The 16,650-nt window shown below is 74.6% G+C and carries 13 protein-coding genes and 1 riboswitch; of the genes, 2 read left to right on the top strand and 11 right to left on the bottom strand.

Features of this window, described 5'->3' with window-relative positions:
- Positions 1 to 36 precede the first annotated feature (36 nt).
- Entirely contained in the window at positions 37 to 864 is an 828-nt protein-coding gene (locus ACFXMG_RS18720) for a sulfurtransferase (protein WP_383820189.1), read from the bottom strand.
- A gap of 159 nt (positions 865 to 1,023) precedes the next feature.
- Between ACFXMG_RS18720 and ACFXMG_RS18715 the strand changes: the two genes are divergently transcribed.
- The gene (locus ACFXMG_RS18715) at positions 1,024 to 1,797 is read left to right on the top strand and encodes a VOC family protein (RefSeq protein WP_383820192.1); all 774 of its coding nucleotides are present in this window, start codon (positions 1,024 to 1,026) and stop codon (positions 1,795 to 1,797) included.
- A gap of 16 nt (positions 1,798 to 1,813) precedes the next feature.
- Here ACFXMG_RS18715 and ACFXMG_RS18710 read toward each other — a convergent pair whose 3' ends face one another.
- The 7 genes from ACFXMG_RS18710 to ACFXMG_RS18680 all read right to left on the bottom strand — a co-directional run bounded on the left by ACFXMG_RS18710 (position 1,814) and on the right by ACFXMG_RS18680 (position 12,587).
- Positions 1,814 to 3,193: a polysialyltransferase family glycosyltransferase gene (locus ACFXMG_RS18710; RefSeq protein WP_383820194.1), complete on the bottom strand. Its 1,380-nt coding sequence runs from the start codon at positions 3,191 to 3,193 to the stop codon at positions 1,814 to 1,816.
- A gap of 2 nt (positions 3,194 to 3,195) precedes the next feature.
- Entirely contained in the window at positions 3,196 to 4,161 is a 966-nt protein-coding gene (locus ACFXMG_RS18705; RefSeq protein WP_383820197.1) for a glycosyltransferase family 2 protein, read from the bottom strand.
- 64 nt (positions 4,162 to 4,225) lie between these two features.
- Entirely contained in the window at positions 4,226 to 6,856 is a 2,631-nt protein-coding gene (locus ACFXMG_RS18700) for a YfhO family protein (protein WP_383820199.1), read from the bottom strand.
- A gap of 223 nt (positions 6,857 to 7,079) precedes the next feature.
- Positions 7,080 to 7,730 carry a thymidine kinase gene (locus ACFXMG_RS18695; RefSeq protein ID WP_189851994.1) on the bottom strand — a complete coding sequence of 217 codons (651 nt, stop codon included), beginning with the start codon at positions 7,728 to 7,730 and terminating at the stop codon, positions 7,080 to 7,082.
- A 55-nt stretch (positions 7,731 to 7,785) separates the two neighbouring features.
- Positions 7,786 to 8,991 carry an alkaline phosphatase family protein gene (locus ACFXMG_RS18690; RefSeq protein WP_383820202.1) on the bottom strand — a complete coding sequence of 402 codons (1,206 nt, stop codon included), beginning with the start codon at positions 8,989 to 8,991 and terminating at the stop codon, positions 7,786 to 7,788.
- Complete coding sequence (locus tag ACFXMG_RS18685; RefSeq protein WP_043227249.1) at positions 8,991 to 9,590, bottom strand: DUF5998 family protein; 600 nt, start codon at positions 9,588 to 9,590, stop codon at positions 8,991 to 8,993. The genes ACFXMG_RS18690 and ACFXMG_RS18685 overlap by 1 nt, the downstream gene beginning before the upstream one ends.
- Before the next feature lie 39 nt (positions 9,591 to 9,629).
- The gene (locus tag ACFXMG_RS18680) at positions 9,630 to 12,587 is read right to left on the bottom strand and encodes a GNAT family N-acetyltransferase (protein ID WP_383820205.1); all 2,958 of its coding nucleotides are present in this window, start codon (positions 12,585 to 12,587) and stop codon (positions 9,630 to 9,632) included.
- Positions 12,588 to 12,792: 205 nt separating this feature from the next.
- On the opposite strand from ACFXMG_RS18680, the gene ACFXMG_RS18675 reads away from it, so the two are divergent.
- Positions 12,793 to 13,074, top strand: a complete 282-nt coding sequence (locus ACFXMG_RS18675) for an HPr family phosphocarrier protein (protein WP_362185796.1) — start codon at positions 12,793 to 12,795, stop codon at positions 13,072 to 13,074.
- Positions 13,075 to 13,251: 177 nt separating this feature from the next.
- On the opposite strand, the gene ACFXMG_RS18670 is transcribed toward ACFXMG_RS18675, so the two are convergent.
- The 3 genes from ACFXMG_RS18670 to ACFXMG_RS18660 form a co-directional block, all read right to left on the bottom strand.
- A complete protein-coding gene (locus tag ACFXMG_RS18670; RefSeq protein ID WP_383820208.1) occupies positions 13,252 to 13,935 on the bottom strand; it encodes a GntR family transcriptional regulator in 684 nt (227 codons plus the stop codon).
- Positions 13,936 to 14,129: 194 nt separating this feature from the next.
- The gene (locus tag ACFXMG_RS18665; RefSeq protein ID WP_383820210.1) at positions 14,130 to 14,900 is read right to left on the bottom strand and encodes a M23 family metallopeptidase; all 771 of its coding nucleotides are present in this window, start codon (positions 14,898 to 14,900) and stop codon (positions 14,130 to 14,132) included.
- Positions 14,901 to 14,907: 7 nt separating this feature from the next.
- Positions 14,908 to 15,069: riboswitch (cyclic di-AMP (ydaO/yuaA leader) on the bottom strand.
- Positions 15,070 to 15,268: 199 nt separating this feature from the next.
- Entirely contained in the window at positions 15,269 to 16,633 is a 1,365-nt protein-coding gene (locus ACFXMG_RS18660; RefSeq protein WP_383820319.1) for a M16 family metallopeptidase, read from the bottom strand.
- Positions 16,634 to 16,650 lie beyond the last annotated feature (17 nt).

The following is a 16,650-nucleotide window of genomic DNA, read 5'->3' as shown; positions in this document are numbered from 1 at the left end:
CCCTTCCGCGTGCCCTCATCCGGGCTTCCGCGCGTCCTACTCCGGGTTCGGGCCCGTGGCGACCGGGCGGGACGGGTCCGAGGACCACTCCGACCAGGAGCCGGCGTAGAGGGCCGCCGGGATGCCGGCGAGCTCCAGGGCCAGCACCTCGTGGGCGCCGGAGACGCCCGAACCGCAGTAGACGCCGACCTCCGGCGCCTGCGTCGCGCCCAGCGCCGCGAACCGGTCACGGAGCGCGTCGGCGGCGAGGAAGAGCCCGTCCCCGGCCACGTTCTCGGTCGTCGGGGCCGAGTGGGCGCCGGGGATGTGGCCGCCGACCCGGTCGATGGGCTCCACGTCGCCGCGGTACCGCTCGGCGGCCCGGGCGTCCAGGAGCAGCCCCGAACGGGCCAGCGCCGCCGCCTCGTCCGCGTCGAGCAGCCGCAGCCCGCCCGGCTTCGGCGTGAAGTCGCCCGCCTCCGGCTCCGGCGCCTCCGTCGACAGCTCCCCCGGCCAGACCGCCAGGCCCCCGTCGAGCACCCGCACGTCCGGGTGGCCCGTCCAGCGCAGCAGCCACCAGGCGCGGGCGGCGCCCCAGCCGAGCCCGCCGTCGTACACGACCACCGGGCGGTCGGCGCCGACCCCGGCCCGGCGCATGGCCTCGCCGAAGACCTCCGGGTCGGGCAGCGGATGCCGGCCGCCCTCCCCGGGCGGTCCGGCCAGTTCGGCGTCGAGGTCCACGTAGACGGCGCCGGGCAGGTGCCCGGCCTCGTACGCGGGGCGTCCGGGCGGGCCCCCGAGGGTCCAGCGCACGTCCAGGAGGACCGGCGGCCGGGCTCCCGCCGACTCGCTCACGAGTTCGCTTGCGGAGATGATGGGCTTCATGGGGCCATCCTCGCGCAGCCATGCCCGCGACGGGGAAGGACCCGGCGTCCTCCGGACGGATCGCACCAGGAAGGGTGCGACCGGGGCGCGCCGTGCGCGGCCCGGCGAAGCCACCGGCGGCAGGGCACGGCCACGAAGTGGTCCGAGGAGAGAGTGACGATGACCGAGGTGGCTCGGCGCAGCCCGGGGACCCCCTGCTGGGTGAGTCTCATGGTGCACGGGATCGACGCGACGCAGGAGTTCTACCAGGCACTCTTCGGCTGGGAGTTCGTCCCCGGCCCCCAGCAGCTCGGCCCGTACGTACGGGCCCTGCTGGGCGGGCGCGAGGTGGCCGGCATCGGGCAGCTGCCCCCCGACCGGCACCTGAGCACGGCCTGGACCACCTACCTGGCCACCCACGACGCCTACGAGACCGCCGAGTCCATCCGCTGCTGCGGCGGGACGGTCGCGGTGGGCCCGCTGGACGCGGGCGAGGCCGGACGGCTGGTCATCTGCGCCGACCCCACGGGGGCCGTCTTCGGCGTCTGGGAGGCGGAGGCCCACCACGGCACGGCGCTCGCCGGACCGGCCGGGACGCCGGTGTGGAACGAGCTGCTGACGTACGAGACGGCCACGGTCGGCAAGTTCTACCGGACGGTCTTCGGGTACGAGGTCGAGCCGGTGGTCTCGGCCGACTTCGACTACGCCACGCTGCACGTGGACGGGCGCCCGGTCGCCTCGCTGCACGGGGTGGGCGACGCGCTGCCGCGGGACCGGGGCCCGCACTGGATGACGTACTTCGAGGTCGACGACACGGACGCGGCGGCCCGGCTGGTGGCGGAGCTGGGCGGCCACGTGCTGCGGCCGCCCCGGGACGGGACGGCCGGGCGGCTCGCCCTGGTCGCGGATCCGGAGGGCGCGGTGTTCACCCTCGTGAGGTCCCGCGACCGTTGACTGCGCCGCCCCGGCGTCAGCGGCGGGAGCGGACGAGGCCCCTGCGCGGCCGGGCCGGGGCCGCCGGGGCGGCGGCGGGCACCCCGCCCGGGAGGCCGAGCTGGGTGAGCCGGACGGTGCCGAAGTGGTGGGCGACCGCCGGGTCGTCGTGGTGCCCCGCCAGGTACAGCTCGGTCTCGGCCCGCAGGCCCGGGTGGGCCTTGTGGCGCATGCAGTAGCTCACCGCGCGGACCAGCGGCGCGAGCGACGCGGGGGCCGGGCCGGGCACGGCCGGGGTCCCGCCGTCCTCCAGGGCGGGGACGAGGTGGTCGACCACGGTGAGCGGGATCCGGTTGCTGTTCTCGAAGGGGGTCAGCCGTTCGAGGAGTTCCTCGGTGCCGACCCGGGCGACGGGGACCCCGTAGTAGACGGCGGCGGTGAGCATCGCCGTGGAGAAGCAGCCGACGACGAGCCGCAGCCCGCAGCGCTCGTAGAAGGTCTCGGCGAGCAGCGGCACGTCGAGGACGGTGAGCCGGACCCCGGCCTCCTCGGCCGCCTCCTGGAGGGCGGTCGAGTAGCCGGCGGGTGCGGTGGGGTGCGGCTTGAAGACGATCGAGGTGTGGCCGAGGGCGGCGGCGCCGCGGAGCATCCGTACGTGCAGTTCCTCCTCCTCCTCGACGGTGAGGAGGCCGAGCGCGGCGAGGTACTGGCCGAGGAGGAGCGCGGTGGGCCGGGCGGCGACGGCCTCGGCGACCGCGGGGTCGTCCCCGGCGTCGGCGGCGATCTCGGCGAGGACCGCGCGGAAGGCGGCGTCGGGGACCAGCTCGGACGGGGTGCCGTACTCGGTGAGGAGCATCGGGGTCAGGCCCGGCACCAGGTCGAGGTGGAGGAGCCGGCGGATGCGGCAGGCGAGGGACTGGGCGACGTCCGTGCGGGTGGGGCCGTAGCTCATCAGCCCGTCGGCGTACACCTCGACGGAGCTCTCCGGGAAGCAGGCGCCGAGCGCCTTGGCCGGGTTGACCTGGATGGACTCGACGATCAGCTCGACGCGGGCGGTGCCGAGGTCCCAGGCGGTGCGCAGCACGCGCTGCCAGAGGGGGGTCTCCTCGGGGCGGGGGGCCCAGGCGGCCGGGTGGTACGGGTGGATCGTCCGGTTCCAGTCGAGGACGCCGTCGAAGCGGGCGGCGATCCGGGCGTAGCCGGTCATGGTCTCCAGGCGGAGCGCGGTCTCCGGGATCTCGGCGTTGTGCGAGAGCAGCAGGAGGCGGCGGGCGTCGCCGGGGGCGCCGTAGAGACCGGCGTCGATCGCCGCGGCGACGGTCGCGGCTCCGTAGAGGGTGGAGACCTGGAAGATCTGGACCGTCCGCGGGTCGGTGGCTGGGGCGGCGGGCGTGCCGGTGGCCGTGTCGGTGGTCATGCTCAGAGGGTCCTTCCGGTCTCGCGCAGGCTCCGCAGGAGGGTGGCGCGCGGCGTGTCCATGGTGGCGAGGGTCTCTTCGAGGACATCCTGCGGCATGCGGTCCAGGGCGTCGGCGACGTCGGCGCGCAGCCGCTGGGCGACCTCGGGCTCGTACTTCCCGGCCTTGTTCACGTGGAAGGCGATCATGGCGCAGTAGGTGCGGACGACCTTGGGCAGGAAGCGGTCGGCGTCGCGGTCCCGGGCGACCTCCTCCAGGAGGAGGTCGTAGGAGGGGATGAAGTCGAGCTGGCGGTTGTCGCTGATCTGGGTCAGCGAGGTGGTGACGCCGCGCCGGTAGAAGACGCCGTGCAGGGAGAGGGCGGCGAAGGTGCGGGCCTTGAGGTGGAGGCGCCAGATCCAGAGCCGGTCCTCGGCGGTGCGCAGCTTGGTCTCGAAGCGGGACTCGCCGTTCTCGAAGAGCCGGCCGCTGTAGACGCCGAAGGGGACGAAGGGGTAGTCGACCATCGTGATCATGCTGGCCGGGGCGATGCCGTCGCGGGGGTCCATGACGGCGTCGCGGACCTTGGCGGGGGCGTACTTCACGTGCCGCTTGCGGCCCTCGGCGAGGACGTGGTCGGTGCGGGCGAAGTCGCAGCCGAGCCGGTCCATGCCGTCGACGGCGGCGCGGAGGTGGCCGGGGGCGTACCAGTCGTCGCCGTCGAGGAAGGTGAGGTAGTCGCCGGTGGCGGCGTCGATGCCGGTGTTGCGGGCCTGGGCGACGCCGAGGTTGGTCTCGTGGCGGATGACCCGGGCGTTCGGGATGCGGTCCTTCCAGCGGTCGAGGACGTCCGGGGTCTCGTCGGTGGAGCAGTCGTCGATCAGCAGGAACTCGAAGTCCGGGTCCGCGTTGCGGGCGAGGCTGCGCACGGTGTCGGGGGCGTACGGCCCGACGTTGTGGAAGGGGACGACGACGGAGAGTTTGGGCACGCGGAGAATCCCCACACTGGATCGGGAGGCGGACACGGATGGAATCGGGGGTGTCTTCGGGCTGTCAGGCGCCGGTACGGCGGGCAGCGTAATCGGCGTCCTGACCGCTCGAACGAGCCTCGTGTGGACGGCCGGTGAACTCTTGTCGTCCCGGGTGCGAACCGCCCTCCGCCCGCCGTGTACGGCGCCGGGCGTGGAGCGCGGTGGCGAGCAGGGCGAGGAGCGCGGCGGCTCCGGCGGCGGCGCCGAGCAGGACGCCGGGGGGCCTGAAGGAGCAGCTCACGCGGGTCGCGCGGCCGTCGAGGGGGACGGCGAGCAGGCCCCGGTGGGAGCGGGCGGAGACGGGTTCGGCGTCGCCGGCCGCGCAACGCCAGCCGGTGGCGCGGGGGACGGCGACGACGGCGACGCCGGTGCTGCCGGGCGGCAGCTCGGCGGTGAGGCCGTGGCCGGTGGTGGTGACGCGGGTGGCGCCGGTGGCGGTGAGCCGGGTGACGGCGGCGGTGAGCCGGGCGCGGTCGAGGCAGCCGAGGGACTGCTCGGGCAGGGTCAGGGCCCGTTCGGGGACGAGGTCGACGCGGACGTCGCCGCTTGCCGGGACGGTGCCGAGGGCGCGCATCGGGGCGCGGACGGCGGGCGGGCGCCCGTCGTAGTCGGCGGGGGCGGCGCCGGCGAGGGCGGCGGTGCCCTTGTACTCGGGCGCCCAGAACCAGAGTTCGGTGCCGGCCGGGCAGCGGGCGGTGAGCGTGGTGCCGGTGCGGCGGACGGCGGGCAGCGCGTAGACGGAGGCGCCGAGGAGGAGTTCCTGGTTGCGGAAGGCGGAGTCGGCGGGGTCCACGGTGGCGTTCCCGGCGGGGTGGACGGTGACGAGCGGCGGTACGGGGGTGGTGGTGGCGGTCGCTTTGCCTCGGGGCGCGGCGTCCTGGCGTACCGGCTCGGTGGCCTCGGAGCGGATCCGGGTGCCGATGGAGAAGATCGCGTCGGTGACGGGGTTGTCGAGGGTCTCGGGGTGGCGGCCCTTGGCGTAGTGGCCGAAGCCGAGGGAGTCCAGGGTCCGGGAGGTGTTCTCGGTGGTGAGGCTGGAGTACGCGTCGGCGCCCTCGCCACCGAGGAGGAGCGGTTCGTTGCCGCCGGGCAGCGGGCCGGGGTCGGTGCGGTACGCGGGCCAGGCGTCGGCGCGGGCCACCTCGGCGCCCACCGCCCGCTGCCAGGGGCCGATCCGGGGCGCCCAGGCGACGTCGGCGCGCTGCTGCCGCTCGACGCGCATCCCGCTCACGGCCGCCTCGCCCGCCTGGGCGGCGAGCAGCACGAGGGCGGCGGCGAGGGGCAGCACGCGGGAGGCCGGCGGGCGGGCGGCCCGGAGGGCGAGGAGCGCGGCGGCGAGGGCGAGCAGGACGGCGGCGCCGGTGGCGGGGTAGGTCCAGGCGTCGATGTCGGAGCTGCCGCGGGCGGCGAGGGCGAAGGCCCCGACGAGGGCGGCGGCGCCGAGGAGCGCGGCGGGGCGGGGCGGTCCGGGGACGGCGGAGAGCCAGGCGGCGATGAGGAGCAGGCCGCACAGAACGAAGGTCTGACGGTAGGGGTTGCCGTTGGGCGAGGCGCCCGCGTGCCAGATCAGGTGGGTCGGCCCCCACTGGAGGGAGAGCGTCACCAGGACGATCAGCACCGACCAGCCGAGCCGGACACGGGGGGCGACGGCCCGGTTGAAGGGCAGGGTGAGGGCGAGGAGGAGGGCGGGCGTGCCGATGAAGAGGGCCGGCGTGTCGACGTTGGCGGTGGCGGGCAGGAAGCGGCCGAACAGTTCGGCCCAGGAGGCGGGCGCGAAGACCGTCTCGGGGGTCGGGTCGGCGTACTTCGTCCCGCTGAAGACGACGAGGACGAGCGGGGCGGCGAGCCCGATGCCGAGACCCACGGTCCACGCGGCGCGGAGCAGGGCGGCGGGCCACCGGCGCGGGGGCCCGTCCGGGTCGGCGGTGAGGAGCCGGACGGCGAGGAAGAGCGCGGCGCCGAGGGTCGCCATGTAGGCGGTGTAGAAGTTGGCGATCCAGGCGACGGCGACGACGAGCGGGCCGAGCACCGGCCGTCGGCCGGTCCGGGCCCACTCCGCCACCAGGCAGAGCAGCGGGAAGGCGATCAGCCCGTCCAGCCACATGGGCACGGAGGCGCCGTGGTTGAAGGTCCAGCCGGAGAGCGCGTACGCGGCGCCGAGGAGGGCGGCGAGCGGCCAGGGACCGCGCGACCGCCCCGCCGGGCGCAGCCGGATCAGCAGCGCGGCCATCGCCGCGCCCGCGGCGGCGATCTTGAGCGCGGTGATGGCGTACAGCGCGAGTTCCGGCCGGTCGGCCGGGAAGAGGACGACGAGCAGCGAGAAGGGGCTGCTCAGGTAGGTGCCGATGTCGCCGAGGAAGCCCGCGCCGAAGCCGGAGTTCCAGTTGAGGAAGGCGTCGCCGTGGGTGTCGCCGAGCAGGAAGGCGCGCCAGTAGGCGTGGTACGGCAGGTACTGCTGGCCCAGGTCGACGACGTTCCGGGTGTACGGGCCGAGGGGGTGGCTGCGGGCGAGCGCGGTGGCCAGGAGGAACACGGCCGCCGTGAGGAGTCCTGCGCCGGCGGGGGCGAGCAGCAGCGGGTTCCGCGTCGGGCGGGGGCCGCCCCGTGCCCCGTCCCGGTCGGGTGCGGGCACGGGTGTGGCGGCGGGTGGCACGGGTCCTCCAGGGAGCACGGGGCTCTCGTCGTTCACCCGCGGCGATCGCACGGCGGGACGAACCCATTACTCCTGGTTCGGGCGACCCGAAGTGGATCACCCGGCGATGTCCCGGCAGCCTGGAGGTGAACACCCGGTGCCACTGTCCGGAGGGGCCGTTCCGGTGGGCTGTGCCGGAGGCCGCCCGGGAGGGACCGCCCCTGCCGCCCCTTGAGGGACCGTCTCAGGCCGGGGTGACCGGCAGCACGTCCGGCGACAGCGACGCCGCGCGGCTGCTCGCGCTCGTCATCCGGCGGCGGTGGTGGCGGCGGCACAGCACCTCGTACCCGACGACCTCCGCCGCCGTGTTCACGTCCCCGACGACGACCTGCTCGCCCTCGACGACCATGTGACCGCCGACGGTCCGGGCGTTGTGGGTGGCGCGGGCGCCGCACCAGCAGAGCGCCTCCACCTGGAGCTGCTCGATCCGGTCGGCGAGCTCGATCAGGCGCTGCGAGCCGGGGAAGAGCTTGGTGCGGAAATCGGTCGTGATCCCGAAGGCGTACACGTCGAGCCCGAGGTCGTCGACGATCCTCGCGAGCTGGTCGATCTGGGCCGGGGCGAGGAACTGCGCCTCGTCGACGATCACGTAGTCGGCCTTGCCGCCCTGGGAGAGCTGGTCGACCAGGTACGCGTACACGTCCATGCCCTCGGGCGCCTCGACGGCCTCGGTCACCAGGCCGAGCCGCGAGGACAGCTTCCCGGTGCCCGCCCGGTCGTCCCGGGTGAAGATCACGCCCTGGAGTCCGCGCGCGTCGCGGTTGTGCGCGATCTGGAGAGCCAGCGTGCTCTTTCCGCAGTCCATCGTTCCGGAGAAGAACACCAGCTCGGGCATGACGGGTCGGGGACCTTTCGGGTCGGGGTACGGGACGGTGAGGGGGCGAGGGAGGTCAGGAACGGACTTCGAGGAGCGGCACCAGCTGCTCTGCGGGCGTCATCGACCCGTGCATGCCGGCCATCTGGGTCTCCAGCGGCTCCCCGACGGAGGCGACGAGGGCGACGTCCTCGTGGGCGGCGGCGACGACGTCGCCGATCCGGCCGTACACCCGCTCGTCGACCGTCTCGCCGAACCAGCCGAGGGCGATGGCCTCGTCGCGGCCCGCCACCCAGAACTGCTCGCCGAGGACCTCGCGCCAGCAGGTGAGGACGTCGGCCGCGGCTCCGGGGACGGCGTAGACGTGCCGGGCCCGGCCCTCGCCGCCGAGGAGGGCGACGCCGGCGCGCAGCTCCCAGTCCTCGTCGACGTCGATCCGGTGCTCCTCGTCGAAGGGGACGTCGACCATGCCGTGGTCGGCGGTGACGTACAGCGCCGAGCGGGCGGGCAGCTGCTCGGCGAGCCGCCGCACCAGCCGGTCGACGAGCATGAGCTGGCCGCGCCAGGCGTCGGAGTCGAGGCCGAAGCGGTGGCCCGCGCCGTCGAGCTCGCTGTAGTACGTGTAGACCAGCGAGCGGTCGCCGCCGGCCAGCTGCTCGGCCGCCAGGTCCATCCGCTCCTCGCCGGAGAGGCGCCCGTGGAACGTTCCTCCACTGAGCGCGATCTGGGTCAGCGGGGTCTGCGCGAAGATCGGGGAGGACACCTGCGCGGTGTGGATCCCGGCCTCGTGGGCCTGCTGGAAGACGGTCGGGTACGGCTGCCAGACCTTCGGCGGGGTCCAGGGCCGCCACTTGAGCTGGTTCATCAGCTCGCCGGTCTCCGGGTTGCGGACCATGTAGCCGCCGAGGCCGTGGGCGCCGGGCGCGCGGCCGGTGCCGACGGAGGCCAGCGAGGTCGCGGTGGTGGCGGGGAAGCCGGCGGTGATCGGCCGGCCGGTGCCGCCGCGCGAGGAGCCGAGCAGCGAGGTCAGGTAGGGGGCCTCGTCCGGGTGGGCCTTGATCTGCTCCCAGCCGAGTCCGTCGACGAGGAAGACGCAGACGCGGTCGGCCGGGGTCAGCTCGGCGATCCGCGCGTCGAAACCGGGCACGCCCTGGCCCGCGACGAGGGTGGGCAGCAGGTCGCCGAGGGAGCCGGAGCCGTACTCGGGGACCGGGGCGGACTCGGGCGCGAGCGGGACCGGGTCGTCCGGCCAGCCGTGGGCGACGGAGGTCGGCTGGGCCATCAGCGGCCGGCCGTGGGGGCGGTGTCGGCGGTGGCCTCGGAGAGCGCCTGGGCGAAGGTGAGGGTCTGCCGGACGGTGTCCGGGCCGTCGCCGGCCTCGCTGACGCGCAGGCTGAGGTCGTCCGCGGTGGCGTTGCCGGTGTAGCCGTGGTCGGCGTCGCAGTTCGGGTCGCCGCAGGCGGCGGGCTCCAGGTCGATCCGGGAGACCGCGCCCCAGCCGATGGTGAGGACGACCTCGCGGGGCACGGTGCCCGGGGTGTACGACTCCGGGTTGGCGACGACGCGGCTGACCACGACCGACGAGATCCGGTCCAGCTTCACGGACTCGGTGGACGTGGTGGCGTACGGGCTCGGGGAGCTGTTGTCGGCCGCCTGCTCGTCGGTGTGGCTGACGATGAAGCGGCTCGGGGTCAGCACGAGGACGGTGACGTGGCGCCGGACCTCGTTGGCGTCGAAGGTGGTCTCCTGGTGGACCACGTACGACGCGACGTCCTCGCCGCCGACGGCGGCCTCCACCGCCTCGGCCACGAGGGCCGGGTAGTAGCCGCTGCGCTCGATCGCCGCGCGCAGCCCCTGGGTCGTCGTACCGCTCTTCACCATGGACTCCATCCTACGGGGCCCGGGGCCCCCTCCGGCCCTTCAGTAGCTGGGCAGGCGGCGCGGGCCGAGGTCGGTGGTGGGCGGGGGCGGGGCGAGCCGGACGGCGGCGCCGAGGACGGAGACGCCGCCCGGGGCGACCACGGCCGGTTCGAGCGCGACGGAGACGATCTCCGGATGGTCGTCGACCAGCCGGGAGACCCGGAGCAGCAGTTCCTCCAGGGCGGGGGTGTCGACGGGGGCCGAGCCGCGCCAGCCGAAGAGCAGCGGGGCGGTGCGGATGGAGCGGACCAGCTCGGCGGCGTCCCGGTCGGTGGCCGGGACCAGCCGGTGGGCGGTGTCGCCGAGCAGTTCGGAGGCGGCGCCGGAGAGGCCGAAGGAGAGCACGGCGCCGACGGCGGGGTCGATCGCGGCGCGCACGACGGTGTCCACGCCGCGCGGCGCCATCGCCTGGACGACGGGCTGGAGCTCCTCGGGCTTGCCGAGGGCCTCGGTCAGCTCGGCGTAGGCGGTACGCAACTGCTCCTCGGTCGCCAGGTCGAGCCGGACACCGCCGAGGTCGGGGCGGTGGCGCAGGTGCGGGGCGGTGGTCTTGAGCGCGACCGGGTAGCCGAGCCGGGCGGCGGCCGCGACGGCCTCGCCGGGCCCCGGCGCGGGGAGCGTGGGGCGGACGGCGATGCCGTAACGGCCGAGCAGTTCGCCGGCCTCGTCGGCGGTGAGGCTGACCCCGCGGGACTCCTGCCCCGCGCCCCGCTCGCCGAGCACCCGGTCGATGAGCGCGGCGGCTCCGGCCTCGTCGATGGCGTCGTACTCCGGCACCCGTCCCGGCTCCGCCGCCTGCCGCCGCCACTGCCCGTACCGCACGGCCTCGGCGAGCGCCCGCACGGCCCGCTCGGCGGCGGGGTAGGCGGGGATGTTCCGGGTGGGGGCGGGTGTCTCCTGTGCGTCCTGGTCCTCTTGCTGTACGGGGGCGGGTGCGGGCGCGGCCGCGGTGGTGGCCATCGGGCGGCGGGTGCGCGGGGACGTGGGGCGGGTGCTGGTGGCGGCGGACAGGGCCTCGGCGAGGCCGCCCATCTCGACGTGCACGACGACGACCGGCTTGGCGGCCCCCGCGGCGCCGCTCCCGGCGACGGCCTCGCGGAGGGAGGCGGCCAGCACCTCGGTGGTGCCCTCGATGCCGACCCAGGGGATCGCGGTGACGACGACCGCGTCGCACGCGTCGTCGGCGAGGGCCGCGGCGAGCGCGTCCCGGAAGTCGGCGGGGGTGGCGGCGGTCGTCAGGTCGAGCGGCCGCTGCGGGCGCAGCCCCTCGGTGAGGCAGGCGTCGTACGTGAGGAGGCCGAGGGACTCGGAGTTGCCGAGGATCGCGACGCGCGGTCCGGCGGGCAGCGGCTGCCCGGCAAGCAGCACACCGGCGTCGACGAGTTCGGTGACGGTGTCGACGCGGATGACGCCGGCCTGGCGGAGCAGCGCGGAGACGGTGGCGTGCGGGATGCGGGTGACGGGGACGCGGTGGCCGGGCGGGGCGCTGCCGCTGTGGCGGGCGCCCTTGACGACGACGACCGGTTTGACGGCGGCGGTGCGGCGGGCGAGCCGGGCGAACTTGCGCGGGTTGCCGATCGACTCCAGGTAGAGGAGGACGACGTCGGTCGCGGGGTCGTCGTACCAGTGCTGGAGGACGTCGTTGCCGGAGACGTCCGCGCGGTTGCCCGCGGAGATGAAGGAGGAGAGGCCGGCGCCGCGCCGGTGCAGTCCGGCGAGGAGGGCGACGCCGATGGCGCCGGACTGGGTGAAGAGGCCGATGCGGCCGGCGGCGGGCATCTCGGGGGCGAGCGAGGCGTTGAGCCGGACGTCGGCGGCGGTGTCGATGATGCCGAAGGCGTTGGGGCCGATGATCCGCATGCCGTACGAGCGGGCCTGGCGGACCAGGGCCCGCTGCCGCTCACGGCCGCCCTCGGTGCCGCTCTCGGCGTACCCGGCGGAGAGGACGACGAGGCCGCGCACGCCGTGTTCGCCGCAGTCGGCGACGACCTCGGGGACCCGCTCGGCGGGGACGGCGACGATCGCGAGGTCGACGGGGGTGCCGATGGCGGCGACGGAGGGGAAGGCGGGCACGCCGTCGAGTTCGGCCCCGGGGGCGTCGAGCGCGGGGTTGACCGCGTACACCTGTCCGGTGAAGTCGGCCTCCAGCAGGTTCCGCAGGACGGTGCGGCCGACGCCTCCGGGGGTGCGTCCGGCACCGACGACGGCGACCGAGCCGGGGGCGAGGAGCCGCTGGACGGAGCGGGCCTCGGCGCGCTGTTCGCGGGCCCGCTGGACGGCGAGGGAGCGGTCGGTCGGTTCCAGGTCGAGGTGGAGGCGGACGGAGCCGTCCTCGAAGCTGCGCTTCTGGGTGTAGCCGGCGTCCGTGAACACCTTGATCATCTTGGTGTTGGCGGGGAGCACCTCGGCGGCGAAGCGGCGGATGCCGCGCTCGCGGGCGACGGCCGCGATGTGTTCGAGGAGAGCGGAGGCGACGCCTCGGCCCTGGTGGGCGTCCTGGACGAGGAAGGCGACCTCGGCCTCGTCGGCGGGGACGGACGCGGGCAGGCCGCGGGCGTCGATCCGGTCGTAGCGGACGGTGGCGATGAACTCGCCGCCGACGGTGGCGGCGAGGCCGACCCGGTCGACGAAGTCGTGGTGGGTGAAGCGGTGGACGTCCTTGGCGGAGAGCCGGGGGTAGGGGGCGAAGAAGCGGTAGTACTTCGACTCGTCCGAGACCTGCTCGTAGAAGCTGACGAGCCGGTCGGCGTCGTCGGCGGTGATGGGCCGGACGCGCGCGGTGCCGCCGTCGCGCAGGACGACGTCGGCCTCCCAGTGGTCGGGGTAGGCGTGCTCCTCCGGGGCCGGTCGCTCCCCCGCTCCCGTCCCGCCCGGTCCGCCTGTCCCGGCCGTCCCGCTCGCACCGCTCGTCCCGTCCGGTCCGCCCGGTTCGTCCGCCTGCTCCGACGCGCTCCGCATGGGGCAAAGCCTACGGCGGGGGTCCGACACCGGCACCGTTCGCGCGCCCCCTCGTCGGCGGTACACGGCTCGCGCGGCCCGCCTTCCGCGGGCATGGTGAGGGGGGCCGAACGTCGCACGGATGCGGGACGAAGGTCGGCAGGAGCACGCCGCACGCCGTGAGAGACTGGTCTAGACAACCGCTGAAGACCTGAAGGGCAACACCATGGCTGAGCGCCGCGTCAACGTCGGCTGGGCCGAGGGCCTGCACGCCCGCCCCGCCTCCATCTTCGTCCGTGCCGCCACGGCCTCCGGTGTCCCGGTGACCATCGCCAAGGCCGACGGCAACCCGGTGAACGCCGCGTCGATGCTCGCGGTGCTCGGTCTGGGCGCGCAGGGCGGCGAGGAGATCGTGCTCGCCTCGGAGGCCGAGGGTGCCGAGGCCGCGCTGGAGCGCCTCGCCAAGCTCGTCGCCGAGGGTCTCGACGAGCTCCCCGAGACGGTCTGACGGTCTGACCCAGCGGGTCGATCCACGCTCTTCCCGGACGGCCGTGTCCCCGGAACTCCCGGCGGACACGGCCGTCCGGCATTTCCGGATCCAGGCATTTCCAGAGCCAGGCAATTCCATTTCCTGGCAGCACGAAAGACGCCCCGGAATTGCTATTCTTTGTATACGGCGCCCGTGTTAATTCCGGACGCTCGCCGTGTTGACGGCATGTTGCGAAACCCTCACACGGCCCCGCTCCGGCCTTTTCAGCCGGTGCAGCGGAAGCGTGTGCTCGGCGTGCAGGGCGGTCAGCGCGCGGGCCCGCTCGGCGTCCCCGCGCGCGATGGCGTCGACGATCGCCCCGTGCTCCGCCCAGGCGTCGACGGGCCGGTCCGGCTGGTCGACCGCGTACATCCAGGCGATCTTGTGGCGCAGTTGGGTGAGGAGGGCGGCGAGCGCCGGGCTCCCCGACGCCTGCGCGAGCGTCTCGTGGAACCAGCCGCCGAGCGCCCGCAGATCCTCGCCCTGCCCCCGGCGGGCCCGCTCCTGCCCCAGCCTGACCAGGCCGCGCAGCACCTTGAGGTGGGCGTCGGTGCGCCGCTGGGCGGCCCGGGCGGCGCCGAGCGGTTCGAGCAGCGCGCGTACGTCGAGGAGGTCGGCGGCCTCCTGGTCGGTGGGTTCGGCGACCTGCGCGCCCGCGTGCCGGCGGCTGACGACGAAGCCCTCGGACTCCAGGGTGCGCAGCGCCTCGCGGACCGGGACGCGGGAGACGCCGTAGCGGCGGGCGAGCTGGTCCTCCGTCAGCCGGCTGCCACGCTCGAAGATCCCCGAGACGATGTCGTCCCGGATCGCCGTGCATACCGATTGCGCGGGAACCCGCATGTCCGACCTCCGCTTTCACTCCGCGCGCACCGAATTCGAGCGGCGCTGTTTCCGCGACTCTATTGCAGTGCGCCGGAAATTCCGATGCCCCCTCGGAATTCGTCCGGTTCGCGGCAGCGACAGCACCTGCCCCGGGGGTGACGAAAAGGCCCCGGCTCGTGGGAGCCGGGGCCGTTTCGGGGTGGGGTGACGGGTCAGAGGCTGACGCCGCGGGCGCGGAGGTACGCGACGGGGCTGATGTCGGAGCCGTAGTCGGCGCTGGTCCGGGCCTCGAAGTGGAGGTGCGGGCCGGTCGAGTTGCCGGTCGAGCCGGAGATGCCTATCTGCTCGCCGGGCTCGACGGACTGCCCGACGTAGACGCCGATGGACGACAGGTGGCCGTACTGGGTGTACGTGCCGTCGTTCATCCGGATCACGATGTTGTTGCCGTACGCGCCGCCCCAGCCGGCCTCGACGACGGTGCCGGAGCCGACCGAGACGACCGAGCTGCCGTAGGCGGCGTGGAAGTCGACGCCGGAGTGGCTGCCGGAGGACCAGAGGGAACCGCCGGTCTTGTAGCCGGTGGAGACGTACGAGCCGGAGACCGGGAGGTTGAAGGAGGCGAGGCGGCGGCGCTCGGCCTCGCGGGCGGCGCGCTCCTTCTCCTCGCGGATCTCCTGCGCGCGGGCCTCGGCCTTGCGCTTCGCCTCGGCGCGCGCCTTGGCCCGGGCCTCGGCCTCGGCGGCCTCCTGCTCCTGGGCGGCGGCCTGGGCGCTGATCTGGTCGGCGATGGACTCGTCGGCGATCACCTGAGTGAGGCCGGTGTCCTCGGCGGAACGGTTGTCCGTGTCGGCGGCGAGCGCCGGGGAGGCGAGGGTGCCGACGACGCCGGTGGTCGCGAGGGCGGCCACGCCGGCGAAGCCGGCGCTGCGGCGAGCCAGTCGGCTCGCACCACGGTGCTTCCCGGTGGCACGGGTGAACGCCAAGACGGTTCCTTTCCTTCCTTCTCGCCTACCGGGTTAGCTGACGGGTTCGGAGCAGGAAGGTCTCCTACGGACCCCTCCGCGCGGCGAAGGCGTCCGATTCACCCCAGGGACTGAGTGGGTCCCCGGCTCCCCAGGCTCGCGCCTGACGGGGACTCGGCGATGGCTGTCCGGGTGCCGCGGGTGCGGCGCGTGCGTCGGGTCGGACAGCCGGGTCGACGCTAGGCCGGACGGATGTCGATCGCCAAACAGACACGCCCATTTGTAAGACATGCCACAGGGCATACGATCACCCTTGTCTCATAACGGATAAAGCGGAGGTCTCCGACGCAACTTCGCATCGGAGACCTCCGCCGGGAGCCGACGGCGGGTCAGCTCACCACGGTCACCTCGCCGATGCCGAGGGCCCGGACGGGCTCCTCGATCTGCGCGGCGTCGCCCACCAGGACGGTGACGAGCCGGTCCACCGGGAAGGCGCTGACGACGGCGGCCGTGGCCTCGACCGTGCCGGTCTCGGCGAGCCGGGCGTACAACCGCGCCTGGTAGTCGTCCGGGAGGTGCTGCTCGACCTGGTCGGACAGGGTCGCGGCGACCGACGCGGCCGTCTCGTACTTGAGCGGGGCCACGCCCACCAGGTTCTGCACGGCGATGTCCCGCTCGGCGTCGGTGAGACCGCCCTCGGCGAGGGTGCGGAGCACCTTCCACAGGTCGTCGAGGGCCGGACCGGTGTTGGGGGTGTCGACCGAGCCGCTGATGGCGAGCATCGAGGCGCCGTGCCCCTCGCCGTCCGAGCGGAGCACCTGCCCGAAGGAGCGCACGCCGTACGTGTACCCCTTCTCCTCGCGCAGGACGGCGTCCAGACGAGACGTCAGGGTGCCGCCGAGGCAGTAGACGCCGAGGACCTGCGCGGCCCAGACGGCGTCGTGGCGGTCCGGACCGATCCGGCCGATGAGCAGCTGGGTCTGGACGGCCCCGGGGCGGTCGACGATGACGACCCGTCCGGTGTCGTCGGCGGTGATCGGCGGCATCGGGCGCGGCGCGGCCGGCTTGCCCGCCCAGCCGCCGAGGGTCTCGGCGAGGACCTTGTCGAGGTCGACGCCGGTGAGGTCGCCGACGACGACCGCGGTGGCGGCGGCGGGCCGCACGTACCCGTCGTAGAAGGCGCGGACGGCGGCGGCGTCGATGACCTCCACCGTCTCCTTGGTGCCCTGGCGCGGCCGGGACATGCGGGCGGTGGCCGGGAACAGCTCCTTGTAGAGCTGCTTGGCCGCGCGCCGGCTGGGGTTGGCGGCCTCGTGCGGGATCTCGTCGAGCCGGTTGTCCACCAGGCGCTTGACCTCGTCCGGGTCGAAGGCCGGGGAGATCAGGGCCTCGGCGACGAGCCCGAGCGCCTTGTGGAGCCGGGAGACCGGCACCTCCAGGGAGACCCGGACGCCGGGGTGGTCCGCGTGCGCGTCGAGCGTGGCGCCGCAGCGCTCCAGCTCGGCCGCGAACTCCTCGGCGCCGCGCTCGGTGGTCCCCTCGGAGAGGGCGCGCGCCATGATGGTGGCGACGCCGTCGAGCCCCTCGGGCTCGGCGTCCAGCGGCGCGTCCACGAAGATCTCGACGGCGACGACCTGCTGGCCGGGGCGGTGGCAGCGCAGCACCGTCAGCCCGTTGTCGAGCGCACCGCGCTCGGGGGCCGGGAAGGCCCACGGCCTGGCCACCCCCGCCTGCGGCTGCGGGTGGAAATCCATACTGGTCAGAGACACGG

The organism is Streptomyces sp. NPDC059201, from assembly GCF_042754585.1.
In the GTDB taxonomy this organism is placed as follows: domain Bacteria; phylum Actinomycetota; class Actinomycetes; order Streptomycetales; family Streptomycetaceae; genus Streptomyces.
Note: the sequence above shows the minus strand (reverse complement) of the source record. Positions and strands in the feature narration are given on the sequence as shown.